The sequence below is a fragment of the Amycolatopsis sp. NBC_01488 genome, from assembly GCF_036227105.1.
Classification (GTDB): domain Bacteria; phylum Actinomycetota; class Actinomycetes; order Mycobacteriales; family Pseudonocardiaceae; genus Amycolatopsis.
The window spans coordinates 7,707,472-7,729,378 of sequence record NZ_CP109434.1 but is presented as its reverse complement, the minus strand read 5'-3'; the positions used below and the strand labels follow the sequence as shown (position 1 = coordinate 7,729,378).

15 protein-coding genes are annotated in these 21,907 nt (G+C 70.5%); 6 read left to right on the top strand and 9 right to left on the bottom strand.

The annotated features are described in order from the left end of the window. Positions 1–6: 6 nt before the first annotated feature. Positions 7–441, bottom strand: a complete 435-nt coding sequence (locus OG738_RS36280) for a nitroreductase family deazaflavin-dependent oxidoreductase (protein WP_329047759.1) — start codon at positions 439–441, stop codon at positions 7–9. 163 nt (positions 442–604) lie between these two features. On the opposite strand from OG738_RS36280, the gene OG738_RS36275 reads away from it, so the two are divergent. The 3 genes from OG738_RS36275 to OG738_RS36265 all read left to right on the top strand — a co-directional run bounded on the left by OG738_RS36275 (position 605) and on the right by OG738_RS36265 (position 4,405). Then, positions 605–3,217 carry a LuxR C-terminal-related transcriptional regulator gene (locus OG738_RS36275; RefSeq protein WP_329047757.1) on the top strand — a complete coding sequence of 871 codons (2,613 nt, stop codon included), beginning with the start codon at positions 605–607 and terminating at the stop codon, positions 3,215–3,217. A gap of 64 nt (positions 3,218–3,281) precedes the next feature. Continuing rightward, complete coding sequence (locus OG738_RS36270) at positions 3,282–3,518, top strand: hypothetical protein (protein ID WP_329047756.1); 237 nt, start codon at positions 3,282–3,284, stop codon at positions 3,516–3,518. After that, a complete protein-coding gene (locus OG738_RS36265) occupies positions 3,515–4,405 on the top strand; it encodes an alpha/beta hydrolase (protein ID WP_329047754.1) in 891 nt (296 codons plus the stop codon). The genes OG738_RS36270 and OG738_RS36265 overlap by 4 nt, the downstream gene beginning before the upstream one ends. Positions 4,406–4,517: 112 nt before the next feature. Here the strand turns inward: OG738_RS36265 and OG738_RS36260 are convergent, their stop codons facing one another. After that, positions 4,518–5,462 (bottom strand): hypothetical protein, encoded by a 945-nt coding sequence (locus OG738_RS36260; RefSeq protein ID WP_329047752.1) that lies wholly within the window; start codon positions 5,460–5,462, stop codon positions 4,518–4,520. Between the two features lie 83 nt (positions 5,463–5,545). Beyond that, complete coding sequence (locus OG738_RS36255; protein ID WP_329047751.1) at positions 5,546–6,430, bottom strand: helix-turn-helix domain-containing protein; 885 nt, start codon at positions 6,428–6,430, stop codon at positions 5,546–5,548. 579 nt (positions 6,431–7,009) lie between these two features. On the opposite strand from OG738_RS36255, the gene OG738_RS36250 reads away from it, so the two are divergent. Continuing rightward, the gene (locus OG738_RS36250) at positions 7,010–8,362 is read left to right on the top strand and encodes an endo-1,4-beta-xylanase (protein ID WP_329047749.1); all 1,353 of its coding nucleotides are present in this window, start codon (positions 7,010–7,012) and stop codon (positions 8,360–8,362) included. Positions 8,363–8,409: 47 nt separating this feature from the next. Here the strand turns inward: OG738_RS36250 and OG738_RS36245 are convergent, their stop codons facing one another. Beyond that, positions 8,410–9,159, bottom strand: a complete 750-nt coding sequence (locus tag OG738_RS36245) for a GH12 family glycosyl hydrolase domain-containing protein (RefSeq protein WP_329047748.1) — start codon at positions 9,157–9,159, stop codon at positions 8,410–8,412. Between the two features lie 257 nt (positions 9,160–9,416). On the opposite strand from OG738_RS36245, the gene OG738_RS36240 reads away from it, so the two are divergent. Continuing rightward, positions 9,417–12,284 (top strand): glycoside hydrolase family 9 protein, encoded by a 2,868-nt coding sequence (locus tag OG738_RS36240; RefSeq protein ID WP_329047746.1) that lies wholly within the window; start codon positions 9,417–9,419, stop codon positions 12,282–12,284. A gap of 54 nt (positions 12,285–12,338) precedes the next feature. Here OG738_RS36240 and OG738_RS36235 read toward each other — a convergent pair whose 3' ends face one another. The 5 genes from OG738_RS36235 to OG738_RS36215 all read right to left on the bottom strand — a co-directional run bounded on the left by OG738_RS36235 (position 12,339) and on the right by OG738_RS36215 (position 19,692). Continuing rightward, entirely contained in the window at positions 12,339–13,427 is a 1,089-nt protein-coding gene (locus OG738_RS36235) for a ricin-type beta-trefoil lectin domain protein (protein WP_329047745.1), read from the bottom strand. A 71-nt stretch (positions 13,428–13,498) separates the two neighbouring features. Further along, positions 13,499–15,478, bottom strand: a complete 1,980-nt coding sequence (locus OG738_RS36230; protein WP_329047744.1) for an alpha-L-fucosidase — start codon at positions 15,476–15,478, stop codon at positions 13,499–13,501. A 22-nt stretch (positions 15,479–15,500) separates the two neighbouring features. Further along, positions 15,501–16,961 carry an arabinofuranosidase catalytic domain-containing protein gene (locus OG738_RS36225; protein WP_329047742.1) on the bottom strand — a complete coding sequence of 487 codons (1,461 nt, stop codon included), beginning with the start codon at positions 16,959–16,961 and terminating at the stop codon, positions 15,501–15,503. A gap of 28 nt (positions 16,962–16,989) precedes the next feature. Next, entirely contained in the window at positions 16,990–19,356 is a 2,367-nt protein-coding gene (locus OG738_RS36220) for an RICIN domain-containing protein (protein WP_329047740.1), read from the bottom strand. A 12-nt stretch (positions 19,357–19,368) separates the two neighbouring features. Continuing rightward, positions 19,369–19,692 carry a hypothetical protein gene (locus OG738_RS36215; RefSeq protein ID WP_329047739.1) on the bottom strand — a complete coding sequence of 108 codons (324 nt, stop codon included), beginning with the start codon at positions 19,690–19,692 and terminating at the stop codon, positions 19,369–19,371. Between the two features lie 878 nt (positions 19,693–20,570). On the opposite strand from OG738_RS36215, the gene OG738_RS36210 reads away from it, so the two are divergent. Beyond that, positions 20,571–21,878, top strand: a complete 1,308-nt coding sequence (locus tag OG738_RS36210) for an extracellular catalytic domain type 1 short-chain-length polyhydroxyalkanoate depolymerase (protein WP_329056946.1) — start codon at positions 20,571–20,573, stop codon at positions 21,876–21,878. Positions 21,879–21,907: the final 29 nt, after the last annotated feature.

Here is a 21,907-nt window from a genome sequence, read left to right as displayed (position 1 = left end):
AGCGGACTAACTCCGGACACGACCGAGTTCGAGCACCGGAATCGTGCGAATTCCGTCGGTTTGCCGTTCGTACTCGGCGAAGCCCGGGTAGCGCTGTGCTTGTTCGGCGTAGATCCGGTCGCGTTCGCCGCCCGTCACCTCGCGGACGGTCACGTCGTACGTCTCGGTTCCGCGTTCGACAGTGCCGGCACCGGCGGCGGTCAGGTTGCGGTACCAGGCCGGGTCGACGGGCGCTCCGCCCATGGTCGCGAAGACGTAGACGAGGTCCGGCTCGGTCTCGTGCGGGAGGTACATCATCGGGGTGACGTACTCCCGCCCGCTCTTGCGGCCGCGGTGGTGCACCAGGACCAGCGGAGCGCCCTCGAAGACCCCGCCGACCTTGCCCTCGTTCGCCCGGAACTCCGCGATGGTCTTCGTGTTCCGATCGAGCGGGTCGCTCATGTCGAACTCCTGTCTTCCGGGATGGGAGGAGAAAGGCGAATCGTCCCCGTCGCGCGGGTGAGGTGGCATCGCCGGGTTCCGGTGATGCCGGGGCGGCCCGCGGAGGGCTTTCTGCGGGCGATGCTCGACAGTAGTATCGGACCGGGCTTGCTGGAAGGCCACCATGACGGGCACGCGGGGTCTGCTCGACCGGAAAGATCTCCTTCGGCTGCTCGACCGCGCCATGACCAAACGCTTGACGGTCGTCTCGGCACCTCCGGGGAGTGGCAAGACGTCGCTGTTGCGGGCGTGGGCCGACCACGCCGGGAAGCTTCGCCGGGTCGTGTTCGTGTCCGTCGAGCGCGACCAGCGTGACGATCAGCGGTTCTGGTGTGCTGTCCTCGACGCCGTCCGCGGCGCGGCGCGCACGGCAGCCGACGCGGCACTCGACGTGGACCACGTGATCGAGAGCGTGCTGGCGGAGATCGCCGACCATGCCGAACCTGTCGTGCTGATCATCGACGACCTCCACGAGCTGAAGTCGGCGCACGTCGTCGAACAGCTCGAACAGTTTCTCGCGAAGCTGCCGGGCACGGCGCGCGTCGTGCTGTCCTCTCGCCGGGATCCGCCGATCAAGCTGCACCAGCTCCGGCTGGCCGACGCGCTTGCCGAGATCCGCGCCGGTGATCTGCGGTTCACCGAGGACGAGACGCGCGAACTGCTGGCCGGCTCCGCGATCACGTTGTCCGGCCGAGGCGTGTCCGCGCTGCACCAGCGCACCGAAGGGTGGGCGGCCGGCCTGCGCCTGGCGGTGATCTCGCTGAGCGGTCACCCGCAGCCCGAGCGCTTCGTGGCCGAGTTCTCCGGGACCGACCGCGCCATCGGCGAGTACCTGATGGCCGAGATGCTCGAACGCCAGCCGAGCGAGGTGCAGCGCGTGCTGCTGCGCACCTCGCTGGTCGACCGGATGAACGGCGAACTGGCCGACCTGCTGGCCGACCGCTCGGGTTCCGAGCAGCTGCTGCTGGCCCTGGAGGAAGCGAACGCGTTCGTCGTCTCGCTCGACGCTGCGCGCACCTGGTTCCGCTACCACCAGCTCCTGGCGGACTTCCTGCGCCTGGAGCTGCGCCGGACGTCCGCCGGCGAGGTGCCCAGTCTGCACCGCCGGGCCGCGCGGTGGTTCGCCGACCGAGGGGACGTCGTCGAGGCGGTGCGGCACACGATCGCCGCGGGCGACTGGCCCGATGCCGCCCGGCTCGTGGCGGATCACTCGTTCAGGTGGGTGCTCGACGGGCAAGCGGGCACGATCAGCGCTGTCCTGCAGGCGTTTCCCGAAGGCGCTTCGGTCGATCATCCCGACCTGGCGCTCGCCCACGCGGCGGCGGAGCTGAACCTGGGACGGACGCAGGAAGCGGCTGCTCAGCTGGTGCTGGCCGAGGCCGGCCTCCCCAGCGCTCCGCCGGCGCGCCGTGGCCGGCTGGCGGTGGCGATCGCGTCCCTCCGGCTGGCGGTGGCCCGGCGCAGCGGCCGGTTCAGCGAGGTGATCGAGCAGGTGGAGGTGCTCGATGCCTCGGTGGCGGACACCTCGAGCGAACAGTTCGCGATGGGAAGTGAGCTGCACGGGGTCGCGCTGCTGAACCTCGGGATCGTCGAAACGTGGACGGGTCGGCTCCTCGAAGCCGAGCGGCACCTCTCCGACGGCGCCGCGCTCGCCCGCCGGACGGGCCGGCCCTACCTGGAAGTCGCGTGCCTGGCGCACCAAGGCTTTCCGTCGAAACAGGTCTCGGTCCTGGCCGCACGTGACCGCGGCCGCCAAGCGGTGGCCCTGGCCGAACATTATGGCCTGGCGGATCGGCCGATCCTCGCGCCCGCCCTGGGCGCCGTCGGCGGCATGGCCATCTGGATGGGTGAGTTCGACGAAGGGGAACGCTGGCTGAACCGTGCCTGGGAGGTCGGCTCCGCCCACGTCGAGCCCGCCATCGCGGTGCTCCTGCACTTGGCGGGCGGCATGCTGCACGCCGGTCGCGGGCAGCAGCGATCGGCGCTGGAGGCGTTCACGGCGGCCGCGCGGACGCAGGCCCTGCTCACCGGTGTGCATGCTCTCGCGCCCCGGATCGCCGGCTGGCTGGCCACCACGCAAGCCCGCCTGGGAATGCCGGCCGAAGCGCGCGCGACGCTGGCCGGGTTCTCCGCCGAACCGGAGCGGACGGGCGCCCTGTCCAACGCGCGAGCGTGGATCGGCCTCCTGGACGGGGACCCCGGGATGGCGGTGGACGCACTCCGGCCGGTCCGGGACGCCAGGCCCCCGGTCGAATCGTTCACCCTCGTCGAAGCGCACCTGCTCGCCGGCACCGCGTATCTGCGGCTGGGTGATCGGGACGCCGCGGCGGCGGCCACCGCGGCCGCCCTCGCGGCCGCCGAGCCCGACCGGCTGATCTTCCCGTTCGCCCTGACCGAAGCCGCGGAGTTGCTCGGCGTGCTCCGGCACCACGAGACGGCCCACGGTGCCCTGCGCACCGACATCGCCGACCAGCTGAACGGCGCGGCGCCGCCGAACACCGGCCAGGAGCCGCTTCCCCGCCCGGGCGATCTGACCCCCAGTGAGCTGCGCGTCCTGGGACTGCTTCCGACGAACCTGACGCGGGCGGAGATCGCGCACGATCTGCACGTGTCGATCCACACGGTCAACACCCACATCCGCAACCTCTACGCCAAACTCGGCGCGAGCGACCGGTCTGCCGCCGTCCGGCGCGCCCGGGAGCTGCGGCTCCTGTCACGCCGAGTTTCACCGAAGTAGCAGCCGGCCGGATCGCCGGATTCCGGCGTCGCCGATTCACCAGGCCAGGGCGCACGATCACGGAGTGGCCGCGCCGCAGAGGGTGTACACGATCCGGATCCGGGGACGGCTCGGAGCGACCGCGCTGTCCGCCTTCCCCATGATGGCGGCCGAGCTGACCGGCACCGAGACCGTCCTCACCGGCGTGCTCGAAGACCGGTCCGCGATGTTCGGTGTCCTCGCCCAGATCGAGGCCCTCGGGCTCGAGCTCGTCGAACTGCGCCGAGCCGGGCCCGACGCTCGAGGAGAGAACTGCCGATGAGCAAAGAACAACAGGGCCGGCTGGACGCCATCCTGCGCCAGGGCGGGTTCGACACGGCCGCCGACGTCGCGTCGGTGCGAGCCGCGTTCACCGCCTTGATGGCCCAGGTCCCCGTGCCGGCGGACGTGCTGCAGAAGCCGGTGGAGATCGGCGGGGTCGGCGGCATCGAGGTCACGGTCCCGGGCACCGAGCCCGGGGGCGCACTCCTCTACTTCCACGGCGGTGTCTACGTCATCGGCTCGGCGGCGACCTCGGTCCCGCTGGTGGGCGAGCTCGTCCGGCGAACGGGTGGCACCGCCGTCACCCTCGACTACCGGCTCGCTCCCGAACACCCGTATCCGGCCGCCGTCGAAGACGCGCTCGCCGCCTACCAGGGACTGCTCGCACGAGGCGTGGACCCCGGTCGGATCGTGCTCGCCGGCGATTCGGCGGGAGGTGGGCTGGCGGTGGCTACCCTCCTCGCGGCGAAGGAGGCCGGACTGCCGCTGCCGTCCGGTGCGGTCCTGATGTCGCCGTACGCCGACCTGACGCTGTCCGGCGAGACGGTGACCGAACGGCCGTCGCTCGACCCGATCCTGACCCCCGAAGGACTGCGCGTCCGGGCTCCGGAGTACGTCGCCGGTGCCGACGCCGCCGACCCGTTGATCAGCCCGATCTTCGGCGATCTCGGTGGCCTGCCGCCGCTGTTGATCCAGGGGGGATCGCACGAGATCCTGCTCAGCGACGCGCTCCGGCTCGCGGCGCGGGCCGCCATGGCCGAGGTCGCGGTCACGCTCGAGGTCGTACCGGGCGTCCCGCACGTGTTCCAGGGCTATGCCGGGCTCCTCGACGAAGCCGCGGCAGCGCTCGACCGGGCGGCGGAGTTCGTGAAGGCACGACTCGGCTGAGTGCCGCCGGCGAGGACGTGCCGGTGGACCGGCGCTGTGGCCGGGTGACCGGATCGCCTCTGTCGGCCGGTCTCGGGCCGGGCTGACCGGCTCGAGACCGGCCGGGCCGGGTTCAGCAGCGCGGCCGCGGGGTCAGGATCAGGTTCGGATCGGTCTGAGTGGTGTACGCGGCGCTGAAGACGTACACGGTGGTGCCGCGCACGGCGACCGAGGTGGGGTTCTGCAGCCCGTCGGCGGCGGTCAGGACGGTGCTCGCCCGCCCGTCGGCGGCGATCCGCACCACCGTGTTCGGGCCGTTGAGCGCGGCGAGCACCTCGTCCCCGTCGCCGGTGAAGGCGATGTCGTCGATGCCGGCCAGCCCGGTGGCCCGGACCGCGACCGGCCCCGGCCGCAGCGGGATCCGCAGCAGGGTGCCCCGGTCGAGGTTGGTGATCCAGACCGCGCCGCGGTGCACCTTCACGCCGTTGGCGCCGAGGAAACCGGTCGACGCCAGCTCCGGCGCCGACGACCAGGTCGTCACCGTGCCGCCGCCGAGTGGGACGCGGAAGACGACGCCGAGCACGGAGTCGGTGATGTAGAAGGCGCGGCCGCGTTCGTCGAGGGCCAGCCCGTTCGGCAACCCGGTGGCGGGCAGGGCCGCGACGCGCTGCGGGGTGCCGCCAGGCGGGAGCCGGTACAGGCCGGTGGTCCCCGCGTCGCCGCTGGCGTAGAGGAAGTACAGCGTGCCGTCGCCGAGGCGGACGATGCCGGTGGTCAGGGCGAACTTCAGCACCGGGGTCGCCGCCCCGCCGTCGGGCGGGGCCGGCAGGGTGGCCAGGACGCGGATCACGCCCTGCGGCGTCACCGAGGCGACCTGGCGGGCGGCCGCGAACGTGACGTAGGCGGTGCCATCGGGTGCCAGCGCGACGTTTTCCGGCAGCTGCCCCGCCGCGAGTCCGAAGTGGACGGCGACCCGGGACGGAGCCGGGTGCGCCGGTTCGGCGGCGGTGGCGGGTGCGGCCCCGAGGGCCGAGGCGAGGCCGAGCCCGAGGGCGGTGGTCAGGATCTTCTTGGACATTTCTCTCTCGATCGTTTCCTGCGCGTTTTTTGGGCGCGCTCGGTCCGGCACTCTCTTGAGTGCCTGGCTTGGGTGGGGAGTTTCTAGTCGTGCGCAGGCGCGTTGTGGCGCACCGCGCGCGTGGTGGCGGCGGCGTGGGTCAGCAAGGTCATCGCCGCGTGCGACGGTGACCCGGGCTCCGTCGTGGCGACGACGACGTGCTGGTCCTGCTCGGTCCGCAGCGCCTGCTGCGTGACCGCCATCGTGCCCACGAGGGGGTGGCGCATCTCGTAGACCGCGTCGCCGCCGGCCTTGACCCGCTGGTTCGCCCACAGCGCCGGGAAGTCCGGGCTCCGGACCGACAGGTCCCCGACCAGGGTGGCCAGCAGCGGGTCGTCCGGGTGGCGCCCGGACGCCATCCTCAGCGTCGCCACCACCGCACGGGCTTTGGCGGGCCAGTCGGCGTACAGCTCACGGGTGTGCGGGTCGAGGAACACCAGCCGCGCCATGTTCGGACGCTCGCCCGGCCGGTCCGGGGCGTCCGGCGGCAGGTGTCCCGCGAACAGGGCGTGCCCGGCGGGGTTCCACGCCAGGACGTCGCCGCGCCGGCCGAGCACGATCGCCGGGACGTCGCCCAGGGCGGTCAGGAGCTGCCGCACGGCGAGGGTGAGCCGCTCTGGGGCGGGACGCCGTCGCGGGACCCGGCTCCGGGCGCCGGTCGCGAGCTCGTGGAGGTAGGCGCGTTCGGTGTCGTCGAGCCGCAGGGCCCGCGCGATGGCGTCGAGCACTTCGGGGGAGGCGTTGGCCGACTGGCCCTGCTCGAGCCGCGAGTAGTACGACGCGCTCACCCCGGCGAGGCGCGCCAGTTCCTCGCGGCGCAGCCCCGGCACGCGACGGCGGTCCCCGTAGGTGGCCAGGCCGACGTCGTCGGGCCGCAGGTCGGCGCGGCGGGTCCGGAGGAACTCGCCGAGCCGTCGTTTCGCTTCCATGTCCCCAGTATCGGCAACCGCCTGAGGTGGCAACCACACCCTGGCAGGGATAGGAAAGCACGGCGGACACGCCGACGGGAGCGGCGGAGCCGGTGGTCCTCAGCCGGTCGACCGGCGCGGCCTTGGTGATCAGCAGCGCCGCTCACAGCGATCCGTTGTAGCCGGCCAGGACAGCCACCTCGTCCAGACCTTCACCCGGGAAGCCGAGCACGACGGTTTGAGCGTCTGCGAGCTCCCTGACGCGGCCCTCGAGCGTGTCGGCGAGGGAGGCGCTGCCGGCACTCTGCCGGTGAGCTGCGCGAACATTGCCGCGATCTCGCCCGCGGACGGGCCCGGCGAGGTGAAAGTTTCACGGGGCCGTGCTCCGGCGCGGGCCCGGCTTCCGCTGCTTCGCCGGGTTCGCCGCCGGTCGCGGGCTGCGTCGCAGCTCACGGCGTTGACCGAGCCGGTTCGCGTGGCTACCGTGTGCGCGTCACCCGGACTGGGAGCGCTCTCGGAATGCAGCGGGGGCAGCCGCTTCCCGGTTCCGGTCGATCTCGCACCGCCGGAGCACCACCCGAATCCCGAAAGTGTCCGAACATGACCTCGTCTTCGATACCAGCACTTCGCGCCGCGGCCGCGGCCACCGTCTCGGTGGTCGCGGTGGGCGCCGTGGTGCTCACCGCCCACACCGCCAGCGCGGCGACCACGCTCGGCGCGTCCGCCGCGCAGAGCGGGCGCTACTTCGGCACCGCCGTCGCCGCCTTCAAGCTCTCCGACGCCACTTACACGTCCATTTTGGACCGGGAGTTCACCATGGTGACGCCCGAGAACGAGATGAAGTCGGACGCCACCGAGCCGCAGCAGGGCCAGTTCAGCTACGGCAACGCCGACCGCATCGTCAACCACGCGCTGAGCGCGGGCATGCGGATACGCGGGCACAACCTCGCCTGGTACCAGCAGGAACCCGGCTGGATGCAGAGCATGGAGGGCGCCCCGCTGCGGTCTGCCCTGCTGAACCACATCACCCAGGTCGCCGGGCACTACCGCGGGAAGATCTACGCCTGGGACGTGGTGAACGAAGCCTTCGCCGACGGCGGGTCCGGTGGCCGCCGCGACTCCAACCTGCAGCGGACCGGCAACGACTGGATCGAAGTGGCCTTCCGCACCGCACGCGCCGCCGATCCCGGGGCCAAGCTCTGCTACAACGACTACAACATCGAAGACTGGTCGGCGGCCAAGACGCAGGGCGTCTACCGGATGGTGCAGGACTTCAAGTCCCGCGGCGTCCCGATCGACTGCGTCGGCTTCCAGGCGCACTTCGGCGCGGGGGGCCCGCCGGGGAACTTCCAGACGACGCTGAGCAACTTCGCCGCCCTCGGCGTGGACGTGCAGCTCACCGAACTGGACATCGCCCAGGCGTCCCCCAGTGCCTACGCCGCCACCACCCGCGCGTGCCTGAACGTGCCGCGGTGCACCGGCATCACCACCTGGGGCATCCGGGACAGCGATTCCTGGCGCTCGGGGGAGAACCCGCTCCTGTTCGACGGGAACGGCACCAAGAAGGCCGCGTACACCAGCGTGCTCGACGCGCTCAACGGTGCACCGCCGGTCTCCACGACGCCGACGACCCCGACCACGACCCCCACGACCACGACGAGCGCACCGCCGCCTGGCGCGTGTTCGGCGACGGTCTCGATGAACGCGTGGAACGGCGGGTTCGTGGCGACCGTGCGGGTGACCGCCGGTTCGGCGGACCTGAACTCGTGGACGGTGACGCTCAACCTGCCGCCGGGCGCTTCGGTGACCAACGCGTGGAACGTCCAGCACAGCGGCGACGGCTGGTCCAACGTGGCCTACAACGGCCACCTCGCGACCGGCCAGTACACGGAGTTCGGCTTCCAGGCCACCGGGTCCGGCACGCCGACGGTGGTGAGCTGCGGCGGGTCCTGAGACGACGAAGGGGGGCTTCCGGGTGGAAGACCCCCTCGCGGGTGCTGCTAGTTGACGCTCGTGGAGAAGGAGTTGACCGCGAGCCCGACGCCGCCGCTCCACGGCTCGAAGCCGGCTTGGATGCTGGTCAGGTACCAGGAGCGGTCGACGCGGGTGCGGGCGTCGACGTTGTTCACGAAGTCCATGACGTTGAACGAGTAGTTCGCCGTCGGGGACTGGGCCACGTAGGACAGGACGTCGTTGCCGCCGTTGTTGCCCTGCCACACGTCCCAGTTCCGGCCACCGAGGCTGACGGTGCCGACCTTGCCGCCGACCGGCTGGACGTTTCCGGTGTGGTTGAGCCAGATCATCAGTTCCATCTGGTTGACCCCGGTGGTCTTCGCCGTCGGGTCCATCCAGATGTCGTAGGAGGCGTCGAAGACCGAACCGCCGACGTAGTTGTACGAGATCGAGGACGGGGCGCTGCCGATCCGGCTGAGCTGCCGGGGCAGGTTCGTGCCGGGGGAGCAGTTGCTGTAGTGGCAGCCGACGTAGATGGCCGGGTACGACAGCGGTGCGCCGCCACTGGTCGAGCCCTGCTGGGTCTGGATGCGGAACCCGCTGCCGGTGACGGTGATGCACTGCTGCGCGCTGCTGCCCCAGCGGTTGTTCATGACGACGTACCGGCCGCCGATCGTGGTCGAGCCGTACTGGTCGCAGATCAGCGTGTCCGCGTGCGCGGCCGGCGCGTTGACGATGGGGACCGCGAGGCCGGCCGCGGCCAGCGCCAGCGCGGAAAGGGTGTGCCTGAGCTTCATCGTGCCGTCTCCACTTCGTCGTGGTCAGCGCTCTGGGAACGCTCTCAGCGTGACGCCATCCGATGTAACCACAGTGAAAGCACGCGGCAAAGGGTCTGGCCGTGATCAATTTTCCGCTTCCGTCACGAGGCTGCCTTTCGTCGATTGCCAAAGCGCGGGCTGGAATGGTTTCATTCCGGTACTGGGAGCGTTCCCAGGCCCCGCGGCGACCGGACTTCGCCCGCGAACGACCATCGGCGACGACGAGGAGACGGTGCATGCGGGTACGAAAGTTTCGCCGGGGCTTGACGTTGCTGGCCGTGGTGGTGCTTGGCGTGGCGGCCGGGGCCGGACCCGCGGCCGCCACGGACTACGAGCGGCTGCTCAACGGCTCGTTCTCCAGCGGCACCCTCGATCCGTGGTGGGCCGGGGCGGGCACCAGCGGCCGGGTCGCGAACGGGGAGTTCTGCACCGACGTCACCGGCGGCACGGCCAATGGCTACGACGCCCTGGTCGGCCAGAACGGCGTGCCCTACGAGACCGGACAGCAGTACACCCTGACCTTCGACGCGCACGCGAAGACCAGCCAGCAGATCTCCGCCGTCGCCGGGGAAGCCGTGTCGCCGTACCGGCAGATCGCGCGCAACGATCTGACCGTCACCCCGGCGACGCAACACTTCTCGGTCACCTTCACGTCCACTTTGGACTTTCCGAACGGTGACAACGGCCAGCTGGCCTTCTGGTTCGGCGGCCAGGCCGCCGACAACACCATCTGCCTGGACAACATCTCCCTGACCGGCGGCGTGCTCCCGCCGGGCGGCCAGCAGCCGATCAGCGGCATCCAGGTGGACCAGGACGGCTACGTGCCCGGCGTGCCCGAACGGGCCACCCTGGTCAGCGACTCCACCACCCCGGTTGCCTGGACGCTCAAGAACTCCGCGGGCACCGCCGTGGCCACCGGGCAGACGACGCCGAAGGGTGCGGACGCTCCATCCGGTGCGAACGTGCACGAGATCGACTTCTCCGCCTACACCACCCCAGGCACCCGCTACACGCTGACCGCCGGCGGCCAGACCAGCTTCCCGTTCGCCATCTCGCCCGACGCGCGGAAGAAACTCCGCTACGACGCGCTCGCGTTCTTCTACAACCAGCGCAGCGGGATCGCGATCGACGCCCAGTACGTCGGGGCCGACCGCGCGCGGCCGGCGGGTCACCTGAACGTCGCACCGAACCAGGGTGACGACAACGTTCCGTGCCGGTCGGACCTGAACTGCGGCTACACGCTCGACGTGCGCGGCGGCTGGTACGACGCCGGCGACCAGGGCAAGTACGTGGTCAACGGCGGCATCGCCGCGTGGGAGCTGCTCGACGAGTACGAGCGGGCGCTGCGGATGGGCGACGCGAGTGCCCTCGGCGACGGGAAGCTGGCGATCCCGGAACGGGCCAACGGCGTGCCCGACATCCTCGACGAAGCCCGCTGGGAGGTCGACTTCCTGCTCGAAATGCAGGTGCCGGACGGCAAGCCGAACGCGGGCATGGCGCACCACAAGATCCACGACGAGCAGTGGACGGCCCTGCCCACCCGGCCCGACCAGGACGCCCAGGCGCGGCGGCTGTCCCCGCCGAGCACGGCGGCCACGCTCAACCTGGCCGCGGTCGCGGCTCAGGCGTCCCGGCTGTGGCGGACCATCGACGCGGCGTACTCGGCGAAGCTGCTGGCCGCGGCCGAAAAGGCTTATGCGGCAGCGAAGGCCAATCCGAACGTGCTCGCCGACCCGAACGACGGCACGGGCGGCGGCACCTACAGCGACAACACCGTGACCGACGAGTTCTACTGGGCGGCCGCGGAGCTGTACACGACCACCGGGAAGAGCACCTACCGCACTGACGTCACCGGTTCTCCGCTCTACCGCGGCGTCAGCTTCACCACCCACGGCTTCGACTGGGGCTCGACGGGCGCGCTCGGCGACATCACGCTCGCCCTGGTGCCCACCGACCTGCCCGCGGCGGACGTCGCGGCGATCCGGACGGCGATCACCACGACCGCCGACAGCCACCTGGCGCAGATGCGGACCATGGGCTACCCGGCGCCCTACCGCACGGCCGACGGCACGTACGAGTGGGGTTCCAACGGCCTGGTGGCCAACAACGGCGTGGTGCTCGCCCTGGCCTACGACTTCACCAAGCAGGACAAGTACCGCGACGGCGCGTTCCAGGCGATGGACTACCTGCTGGGCCGCAACCCCGCGAACTACTCGTACGTCGCCGGCCACGGCACCCAGCCGGTGCAGAACGTCCACCACCGGTTCTGGGCGCACGAGCTGGACCCGTCGCTGCCGATCGCCCCGCCCGGCGCGCTGTCCGGCGGCCCCAACAGCGGTCTGCAGGACCCGACCGCGGCCCGGTTGCTGGCGGGCTGCGCGCCTCAGCGCTGCTTCGTGGACGACATCCAGGCGTACTCGGTCAACGAGGTCGCGATCAACTGGAACTCGGCGCTGGCGTGGCTGGCGAACTGGACCGCGGAGAAGTCACCGTCCGGAGTGGACACGACCGCCCCGTCCGCCGCCGGCCAGCCGGTCGTGTCCGCGGTGTCCGCCACCGGCGCGACGGTGACGTGGCCGGCGGCCGCGGATCCGGAGAGCGGGGTCAGGGGCTACGACGTGGTCCGTGTCGACGGAACCACCCGCACGGTGCTCGCCACGGTGACCGGGACGACGGCGACGTTGACCGGCCTCACGCCGTCGACCGCCTACTCCGTGGTCGTGGTGGCGCACAACGGCGCAGGCCTGGCCGGTCCGGACTCGCCCGCCGCGCGCTTCACGACGTCCGCCGTGGGCGGTTGCACGGTGACGTACACGGCGAACACCTGGAACGGCGGCTTCACGGCCGCGCTGAACGTCACCAACACCGGCACCACGGTGTGGCCGGCCTGGACCCTGAAGTTCGCCTTCCCAGGGACCCAGAAGGTGACGCAGGGCTGGTCGGCGACGTGGTCCCAGTCCGGCCGGGACGTGACCGCCGCGGCGCTGCCGTGGAACGCCGCGGTGGCGCCGGGCAAGTCGGTCTGGATCGGCTTCACCGGCAGCTACACCGGGACCAACGCGAACCCGGCGGCCTTCACGGTGAACGGCAAGGCCTGCGGCTGACGACCGGCGCCCCGCTTCCCGAACCGACCGATCCGGGAAGCGGGGCGCTGAGCGTCAGCGCAGGATCCACTGCTGATTCGCCTGGCCGTTGCAGGCCCACAGGACGAGCTTGGTGCCGTTGGCGGTGCCCTGCCCGCTCGCGTCGAGGCAGAGTTTCGACTGGACGCCGGTGATCGTGCCGTTCGCGTTCACGGTCCACTGCTGGTTGGCCTGGCCGTGGCAGTCCCAGACGATCACCGCAGTGCCGTTGGCCGTGCCCTGGCCGGAGGCGTCCAGGCACTTCGACCCGGCGACGGTCAGCTGCTTGCCGGACACCGTCCACGCCTGGCCGGTCTGGCCGCCGCAGTCCTGCAGCTGCAGCTGGGTGCCGTTCGCGGCCGGGGACGCGTCCGCGCAGCGGCCCGACTGCGTGCCGACGAGCTGCTTGGCCTGCGAGGTCCCCGGGGTACCGATGCTCCCGGCGACCGACCGCAGCGCCGTGAACCACGTCGCGGCCATCTTGTCGTAGCCCGCGGCCGTGGGGTGGACGCCGTCGGTCAGGTCGGCGGCGGTCAGCGCGGAGTGCATGTCCACCAGGTGCACGTGCTTGCCCGCGTTCTGCTTGTTCTGCACGATGCCGGGGATCGCGGTGTTGAACGTGCGGGCCGCGGAGTCTTGGCCCGCGTTGGCGAGCGGGATGATCTGGGCGACGAAGACCTCGGCGTCCGGTGCGGTCGCCGTGATGTGGTCGATCAGCCCGGACAGGCGGCCGGGCGCACCGGCGACGTCGTAGTTCTGCAGGATGTCGTTGGTGCCGATGTGCAGCAGGACGGTGTGCGGCGTAGTCGTGCGCAGCCAGGACACGATGTTCGCGTCGATCTGGTCGATGCGCCAGCCGGGGTGTCCTTCGTGGTCGTGGTCGCCGAGACTCGCCGGTCCGTTGGACTGCGAGCCGACGAAGTCGACCTGGTAGCCGCCCGCGGTGAGCCGCTGCCAGAGCCCGATCCGGTAGCCGCCGGGGACCTGGGTGCCTTCGGTGATGGAGTCGCCCAGCGGCATGACCCGCACGCCACCGTTGGATTCGGCGGCGGCGGGGGCGGCCGGCAGCAGGACACCGGCGAGCACGGCCGCCGCCGCGGCGAGCGACCCGAGTTTCGTGCGCATGCTTCTCCTTTCGGTTCGGACCACGAAGGCCCCGGCACTTTCACTCCGAAAGTGCCGGGGCCTTCGGGCGGTCAGAGGCCGGTGATGGTCCACTGGTTGTTGGTGCTGCTGTTGGGCGCCCACAGGCCCACCGTCGAGCCCACGGTCGCGTTGCCCATGCCGTCGAGGGCCGTCCCGGTGCCCCGGTTGACGATCTGGTACCGGCCGTTGCCCAGGCTGTTCAGCCGCCACTGCTGGTTGTTGCCGCCGGTCCACGCGGACTGCACGGCGTTCGCGCCGTTGGCGCTGTTGCCGCCGCTGTCGGCGACCATCCCGTTGGTGCGGTTGACGATCCGGTAGTAGCCGCCGCCCGCGTCGACGAGCTGCCACTGCAGGTTGGTGCTGCCGTCGTAGTTCCACTGCTTGAGCACCGAGCCGGCCGCCACGCTGCCGCCGCTGTCGAGCACCAGGCCGGTGGTGACATTGGCGATCCGGGCCCAGCCGGTCGGCAGCGGCCCGGTGCCGGGCGTGGGAACCGGTCCGGAGAACGTCAGCTTCACGACGTACGCCAGCGCGGCGAACGGCGGGTTCGACGACGGCATGGTGATGTGCAGCCCCGAGCCGTCCTGGGTGCGGCCGGTCAGGGTGGTGGCGGCCCCGGCGTCCGGGCCGAGCAGCTGGACCGACGCCAGCGTGCCCAGGTTGATCCGGTTCGAGCCGAGGGTCGTGATGTGCAACGTGCTCCCGGGCCAGCCCAGCACGGTCGCGTACAGCACGGTGTTGTCCTTGCTGCGGGTGAACCGGATGTCGGTGCTGGTTCCCTCCACCGGGGTGGTGAACGACCCGCCGCCCATCTTCGTCGGCCCTTCGCCGTACACCGCCCAGGCGCGGGTGGCGTAGAGCGATTCACCGAACCGCTTGAGGTGGTCGCCGATGCCGAGCAGGATCGTCCGCTGGCCGCTGGGAATGGTGCCGTCGGCCATCGGGGCGATGTTGAGGAGCATGGTGCCGTTCTTGCTGATCCGGTCGATCAGCGAGTGCAGCATGGCCTTGACCGAGTAGTAGCCGATGCCCACGGTGTAGCACCAGCTGGAGCTGGAAATGCTGTCGTCGGTCAGCCAGTACGGGTTCAGGATGTCTCCGGGGCCGCCGCGTTCGAAGTCGAAGACCTCGCCGCGGGTGTCGAACCCGTCCTTGTAGCTGGCCACGACGTCCTTGTTCCACGCGACGGCCTGGTTGTAGAAGTGCGAGAGGAAGTTGAGCCGCTGTGACTCGTCCACGAGGTTCAGGTCGAAGTCCTGGTAGACCAGGTCGGGCTGGTAGCCGTCGACGACTTCGCGGAGCTTGTCGTACCACAGCTGGTTTTCGGCCGCGCGGCCGTTCTGGCCGAACAGCCGCCGCAGCGACTCGGTCGGCTGGTTCGGCACGTGGTCGTAGTAGCCGTTGAAGTGGTACGCGTGGTGCAGCGCGGTCACCAGCTTGAGGCCCTTGGCCCGGATGGCGTCCGCGTGCAGCCGCAGCAGGTCCAGCTGCGGCCCGGTCCGGACCGAGTTCCACTCGTTCGCGGTGCTGTTCCACATCGAGAAGCCGTCGTGGTGCTCGGCGACCGGGCCGGCGAACTTCGCGCCGGCGTCGGCGAACAGCTGCGCCCATTCGTTCGGGTCGAAGCTGCCGCCCGCCGACTTCAGCTTCGGGGCGAACTGGACCCAGTTGCCCGCCTTGTCCCGGGCACCGTTGATGAAGTTCTGGTACGGCCACACCGACGGATCGCCGTACACCGCCTTGTGGTGGTTGTTCTCGTTCGACCCGCCGACGTACATGTTTCGCGGGTACCACTCGTTGCCGAACGCCGGGACGCTGAACACGCCCCAGTGGTAGTAGATGCCGAACTTGGCGTCCTGGAACCATTCCGGGGCCGGGGGGTGCTGGTCGACCGACGACCAGCTGGGGGTGTAGCTGCCCGGGCCGTCGGTGGCCCACGCGGTGCGGACGCGGAAGACGCCGGTGGCCGCGGCGACGCCGGCCACCGCGATCAGCCTGCGCCGCGACAGCTCGAAATTGGACGAAGACATGGAAAGCCTTTCAGGGGAGCGGTCAGCCGAGGGTCCACTTCTGGTTGCCGGCGCCGGTGCAGGTGGCGAGCTGGAGCGGGGTGCCGTTGCCGGTGGCGGATCCGGTGACGTCGAGGCAGAGCCCGGACTGGACGCCGGTGACCGTTCCGTTGGCGTTGAACGTCCACTGCTGGTTGTTCTGCCCGTTGCAGTTCCAGATGATGATCTTGGTGCCGGGGCTGGTCCCCCGTGCGTTGGCGTCGAGGCACCGCGTGCCGTCGTAGACGGTCAGCTCGCCGGCGCCGGAATGGGTCCAGGTCTGGTTGGTGCCGTTGTGGCAGTCCCAGATCTGGACCTGGGTGCCGGGGGTGGTGCTGACGCCGTTGACGTCCATGCACTTGTTCGCGCCCACCGCGTGCATCGGTCCGGTGGACGTCGGGCCGCCACCGGTGCTGTAACCGGCCGCGGTGAGGTTGGCCTGCACCGCGTTCTCCGTGGCGTCCGACGGGAAGCCGCTGGTCACCGCGCCTTCGAAGAACTCGCCGACCCCGGAGACGCTGTTGTCCCCGCCCGTGCCCAGCAGGATCGACGGCTCCAGCTTCATCGGCGAGTAGCCGCGCGGCAGCCCGCCGGAGTACGGGGTGGTGAGACCGCCGGTGGTGGCGTCGCCGTACTTCAGGGTGAAGTTGCTGGTGCCGTTGTTCTTCTCCCACGCACTGACGAACGGGTGGTGCACACCCGGATTGTTCGGGTCCTTGTTGGACCCGGTTCCGGTGTGGTACATGCCGTTCTCGAGGTCGGCCTCGACCCACGGCCCGGTGCCGGTGCAGTTGTTGAACCAGCAGGCGGTGCCCCAGTAGATGGCGTTCATGGTGGCGTTGCCGGTGTCGTTGTGGGAGATTTCGCCGCTGCCGTAGTCGAAGCAGCACCACTGGTTGACGTAGTTCGACGAGGTGATCATGTAGATCCCCTCGGGCTGGGCGCCGACCGGCACGTTCTTGGCGTTGTCGACCCGGTAGCCGACGCCCTGGTTGACCTTGACCCCGTACGCCGGGTGCCCGCCGACGGTCACCGGCAGCGCCATCGCGTCCGCGCCGATGTCGGACCCGTTCGGGCCGGGTCCCTTCCAGAACCCGCCCCACGAGATCGGCAGGTCGTTGTGGTTGGCGGTCTGGTCGTAGATCTTCGTGATCGTGCACCGGGTGCCCGCGCAGAAGGAGACCTGCGGGGCGGAGTCGGCGTAACCGCCGGCCGAGAGCAGGCCGACGTCGAGGTACTTCTGGTCGGACGCGCGCTGGATCTGGTACAGCGGCCCGTTGTAGGCGCCGAAGAGCGCGCGCGTGGTGCTGTGCGCCGTCACACACGGGGTGCCGCCGGCGGCGTAGATGTCGCACGCCTGCTGGCCGGCGGCCTGGGCCGCCGGGCCGATGCCGAGCAGCGTGCCGGTGACGAGCGGGATGGCCGCGATCGCGGTCAGCAGTTTCCTTCTCAGCGTTGAAGCCATGGCTAAACCTCTCTCAGCGAATTCGTGGTCAGCCGAGCGTCCACTTCTGGTTGTTCGCGGCCGTGCAGGTGGCGAGCTGGACCAGGGTGCCGTTGGCGGTGGCGGATCCGGTGACGTCGAGGCAGAGCCCGGACTGGACACCGGTGATGGTGCCGTTCGCGGTGACCTGCCACTGCTGGTTGGCCTGGCCGTTGCAGTTCCAGATGACGACCTTGGTGCCGGGGCTGGTGCCCTGGCCGCTGGCGTCGAGGCACCGGGTGCCGTTGTAGACGGACAGCTCGCCGGCGCCGGTGCGGGTCCAGGACTGGTTCGTGCCGTTGTTGCAGTCCCAGATCTCGACCGCGGCGCCGGGGGTGGTGCTGACGCCGGTGACGTCGAGGCACTTGCCGGCACCCACCGCGTGCACCGGGCCCGCCGGCGGGCCGCTGCCGCCGCCCGGGCCGACGGCGGCGATGACCTGCTGGGCGCCCGACGGCCAGTTGGTCCCGCTGACCTGGACGTTCCCGCTCAGGACGTTGTTGTGCGGCGGCCCGGTGGCCACCTGGGTCGCGCCGCCGTTGAGCCAGTTGCCGCTGAACGTGTTGTCGTTGGTGTTGTTGCTGCCGTTGGCGTTGGTGAAGGCCCACACCCCGGAGTCCTGGATCACGTTGGCCGAGAGGTTCACGTACCGCGAGCCTTCGTCGAGGTACAGGCCGACCGTGCGGTTGTTGTCGTAGACGTAGTTGTGGTCGATGGAGCTGCCGGGGTTGGCGGAGAGGTTGTAGATGCTGCCGCCGTCGTGCATGAGCTTCTTGGTGCCGTGCACCCGGTTGTAGCTGACGACCGTGTCCCGCAGCGTCGTCGGCGTGGTGTAGACGGGCTGGTAGTTGTACAGGCCGCGGTTGCGGTAGTCCTGGCTGCCGCCCGGGTCGTTGGCACCCCAGCCCCAGCCGACGTCGATGCCGTCGTAGGTCAGGTTCGAGACGTCGTTGTGCGTGACGACGGCGTGCGTGACGTAGGTCGACAGGATGCCGGCCATTTCGCGGTAGTCCAGGGCGACCCGGCTCACCGTGTTGTTCGAGATGGTGATGTCCTTGTTCGTCATCGCCGCGTTGGAGGGGTGGTGCGAGTCGGCGCGGACGCCGCCGACGATGACGCCACCGCCCGAGTCCTCGGTGAACGTGTTGTGGTCGACGGTGATCGACGACGCCCCGAGGCCGATCCCGGACGCGTGGGCGTTCGCGTCGTTGCCGATGCCCAGCGCCACCTGGCCGAGGTGGGTGAAGGTGTCGCCGCTGAAGGTGATCCCGCTCGCGGCCGAGACCTGGACGGCGGCGGGCGCCTGAGCCCAGCTGCCGCGTGCGCCCTCGAACTGCTGGCAGCCCGACTGGCAGGACGTCAGGAAGTCGGCCGGCATCGGGGCCGCGGCGGGGATGAACGTCCCGGTCTGCTGGTTCGCGTACCCGACCGACGTGCTCGGCGTGAGCCAGGTGGTGTGCTCGAAGTGCAGGCCCTTGAAGGCGAGGCCGCGCACCGGGTTGTCGTAGCTGCCGCTGATCTGCAGCAGCGACGTCAACCGCGGCAGTTCGACGTCGTGGCTGCCGGGCACCCACCCGGAGGGCGCCTTGTAGTAGAGCTTCCCGGCCTGCGGGTCCAGGTACCACTGACCGGCGTTCTTGAGGAACGAGTACGAGTTCTCCAGGAACAGCTGGCCGCCGCCGAACGGCTTGGCGAGGGTGTCGTAGCCCCAGTTGTTGTTGTTCCAGGCGGGTTGCTGCATGGTGATCGTCGTGCCGCCGACGTGGTCGACGGGGGAGTACCGGTCGGTGAACGAGTTCTGGCTCTCCACCTCGATCCGGTTCTGCTGCGGCAGCGTGGCGAGGTAGTTCAGCGCGGAATTGGTGATGTTCATGCCGCTCGTGGTGAACTGCACGTCGTTGCGGGACAGCGGGATCGACGCGCGCGGGGCGAGCGCGCCGTCGACGAAGAGCTGCCGGGAGTCGGCGCCCTGCGGCACGGAAGCCATCCAGATGTTCTGGCCGGAGTCCTGCACCGTCCAGCCGGAGACCTGGCTGCCACCGGACAGGACCGGGGTCTGGCCGGAGGCGGCCTGCCAGGTGACGGTGTGGCCGTTCGGCGCCGAGTCGGCGCTGGTGAACGCCAGCGGGGCGGAGAGCCGGTAGGTGCCGCCGGCGAGCTGCACGACCACGTCGTTGCCCGCCGACTGGGCGCGGGCGAGCTGCTGGGCCTTGGCGGGGGTGGCGACCGGCTGGTCGGGCGTGCCGGGGTTGGCGTCGTTGCCGGCCGGGGACACGGCGATGGTGACGGTCGCGGCCCGGGCGGGCGGCGTGGCGAGCGCGGTCACCACGAAGGCGGTGGCGAGCGCGGCAGCCACTGATCTGGTGCGCGGCGGCATGGTGGGGACCTCTCAGGGGATGGGGTTGGGGGTGTCGAACGGGGTGCGGGCCGAGGGCGGGTGGGTGCGCAGGCCGAGCCGGACGGTGGCGGAGCGCGGCAGCCGCACCTCGAGCCGGGGGCCGTCGACGCGGGTCGAGGCCGACGTCACCCGGGGCTCGGAATGCCCGTAGTCGTCCAGGTCCCCGACCCACGACGGGTCGTCGCAGGCGGTGCGGATGGTGTGCTCGCCGAACGCCCCGGCCGGCACGACCACCGTGTGGTCGGCGGCCGGGGCGAGGTTGACCAGCTCGACGACGGTCGCCTCGGGGTGGACGCGGGAGACGAGCGCGGCCACCGACGGCGGCAGTCCGGGGCGCTGCCGGCCTTGAGGAGCGTGTCGAGCAGCTGCGCGGCGGCCTGCGGCGCCGGCGTGAAACCGTTCCGGCCCTGCGGTGCGGTGCCGGTCCCGCACCCCGGGACGACGGCCGTGGCGAACAGCGCGGTGATGACGGACGTGCGGCTCCTGCCCCTCATCAGCTACTCCACTTCGTCGTGGTCCCCGTGGGCGAACCGGTGCAGGATGTGTATGACTCATTCGGCGCGGCGAGTCCGATCGGGCGCCGCCTGATTCGATGGTCGGCGACGGGTTCCCGCTGTCGGCTCGGTGATCCATGAGAACAGGGCGGGTTCCCGGCGTCAAGCAATGAGCATGCTCATTGCTCCGTATCGCGGCGCTTGCCGGGCCGCCCGAATGTAAGTTTCACGCCGTACTGTCAATCTTCGACCGGATCGGCGGGCAACAGGGTAGGGTGCTGGATCGAGCAGTAAGTCATACTTATCGCGTGACCCGTGACGAGCAAGCTGCGTGCGCGATCGAGGCCGCCGCCGAGACCTGTCGGCAGGGTCACGTAAGTGGCCCGTCCTGGTCGCGGCCGCGCGTTCACTCCCTTGTGGATCGGCGGAGACAACCCGTTGTGGTCGGGTAATTTTCATTGTCTTGCGCGCTCACTCGGACGTCTGACGTGCCGCTCCAGTGCTTGCTTTGCTTGCATGGCAACGGTTCGGCGGGGTCCTCACGCCGGTTCCGTTGGCATGGCGCGAATGGCGCATTGACCATGGCGCGCGCCGCTCCTATCTTGACTCTTGCCTGTTTAGTTCGGTAACTGAACGAATTCACTCCGGAAGTGAGTACCCGTGACAATGCTGTCCCGTACTCTTCGCGCCTTGCTGGCGATGGTCGTGACGCTCACCGCGGCGGTCCTGACCGCCGGTCCGGCCGCGGCCGCGACGTTGACCCGGGTCGGCGACTTCGGCGCCAACCCCACCAACCTCGGCATGTACGTGTACGTGCCGGACAACGTGGCGCCCAAGCCGGCGCTGCTCGTGCTGGTGCACTACTGCGGTGGCTCGGCGAGCGCGATCTTCACCGGCAACGGCCACGACTACGTGACGGCGGCCGACCGGTACGGCTACGTCATCGTCGTGCCGGAGGCCACCCGTGACGGGCACTGCTTCGACGTGTCGACGAAGGCGGGCCTGACCCGTAACGGCGGCAGCGACTCCACCGGCATCATGTCGATGGTCGCCTGGACCCGGCAGCACTACAACGTGGACCCGGGTCGCGTCGTGGTCAGCGGCTTCTCCTCGGGGGCCATGATGACGAACGTCCTGGCCGCGGAGTACCCGGACGTGTTCGCCGCCGGGGCCGCCTTCTCGGGCGTGCCCGCCGGGTGCTTCGCGACGACGGACGGCTCACTGTGGAACAGCCAGTGCGCCGGCGGGAACGTGATCAAGACCGCGCAGCAGTGGGCCGATCAGGCCCACGCGATGTACCCCGGCTACACCGGCGCCTACCCGCGGATGCAGCTGTGGCACGGGAACCAGGACACCACCCTGGCGTACCCGAACTACGGCGAAGAGATCAAGCAGTGGACCGCCCTGCACTCGCTGAACCAGACACCGTCCTTCACCGACCACCCGCAGTCGTCCTGGACGCGGACCCGCTACGGCGAGACCGGTACCCGGGCCACTGTCGAGGGTGTCGTCATCGCGGGCACCGGGCACACCCTGCCGCAGGCCGGGATGCTCGCGTACGCGATCTCCTTCCTCGGCCTCGACACCAGCGGCGGGAGCGCCAGTGGCCCGGTGCGCTCGGTGGCGGCGGGCCGGTGCCTCGACGTGCCGGGCCGCACCACTACGCAGGGCACGCGGACGCAGGTCTGGGACTGCAACGGCGGCACCAACCAGACGTGGACGGTCACCGCCGCCGGTCAGCTGACCGTCTATTCCGGTGACACGCTGCGCTGCCTCGACGCCGAGGGCGGCGGGACCAGCCCGGGCACGGCCGCGATCATCTGGGCCTGCCACGGCGGCGCCAACCAGCAGTGGAAGGTCAACGCCGACGGCACCGTCACCGGGACGCAGTCCGGGCTCTGCCTGGAGGTCGCCGCCGGCTCGACCGCCAACGGCACCGCGGTGCGGCTGGGCACCTGCGCCGGCGGCCAGAACCAGAAGTGGACCACGCCGCCCCCGGTCGGCTGACCCAGACCGGCAACGCACCAACCAGCAGT

Bases quoted from the DNA above. Each gene is read 5' to 3' on its own strand.
- OG738_RS36235 (WP_329047745.1), bottom strand. From the start codon at position 13,427: ATGCGCACGAAACTCGGGTCGCTCGCCGCGGCGGCGGCCGTGCTCGCC.
- OG738_RS36275 (WP_329047757.1), top strand. From the start codon at position 605: ATGACGGGCACGCGGGGTCTGCTCGACCGGAAAGATCTCCTTCGGCTG.
- OG738_RS36225 (WP_329047742.1), bottom strand. From the start codon at position 16,961: ATGGCTTCAACGCTGAGAAGGAAACTGCTGACCGCGATCGCGGCCATC.
- OG738_RS36260 (WP_329047752.1), bottom strand. From the start codon at position 5,462: ATGTCCAAGAAGATCCTGACCACCGCCCTCGGGCTCGGCCTCGCCTCG.
- OG738_RS36245 (WP_329047748.1), bottom strand. From the start codon at position 9,159: ATGAAGCTCAGGCACACCCTTTCCGCGCTGGCGCTGGCCGCGGCCGGC.
- OG738_RS36240 (WP_329047746.1), top strand. From the start codon at position 9,417: ATGCGGGTACGAAAGTTTCGCCGGGGCTTGACGTTGCTGGCCGTGGTG.
- OG738_RS36220 (WP_329047740.1), bottom strand. From the start codon at position 19,356: ATGCCGCCGCGCACCAGATCAGTGGCTGCCGCGCTCGCCACCGCCTTC.
- OG738_RS36250 (WP_329047749.1), top strand. From the start codon at position 7,010: ATGACCTCGTCTTCGATACCAGCACTTCGCGCCGCGGCCGCGGCCACC.
- OG738_RS36265 (WP_329047754.1), top strand. From the start codon at position 3,515: ATGAGCAAAGAACAACAGGGCCGGCTGGACGCCATCCTGCGCCAGGGC.
- OG738_RS36255 (WP_329047751.1), bottom strand. From the start codon at position 6,430: ATGGAAGCGAAACGACGGCTCGGCGAGTTCCTCCGGACCCGCCGCGCC.
- OG738_RS36210 (WP_329056946.1), top strand. From the start codon at position 20,571: ATGGTCGTGACGCTCACCGCGGCGGTCCTGACCGCCGGTCCGGCCGCG.
- OG738_RS36230 (WP_329047744.1), bottom strand. From the start codon at position 15,478: ATGTCTTCGTCCAATTTCGAGCTGTCGCGGCGCAGGCTGATCGCGGTG.
- OG738_RS36280 (WP_329047759.1), bottom strand. From the start codon at position 441: ATGAGCGACCCGCTCGATCGGAACACGAAGACCATCGCGGAGTTCCGG.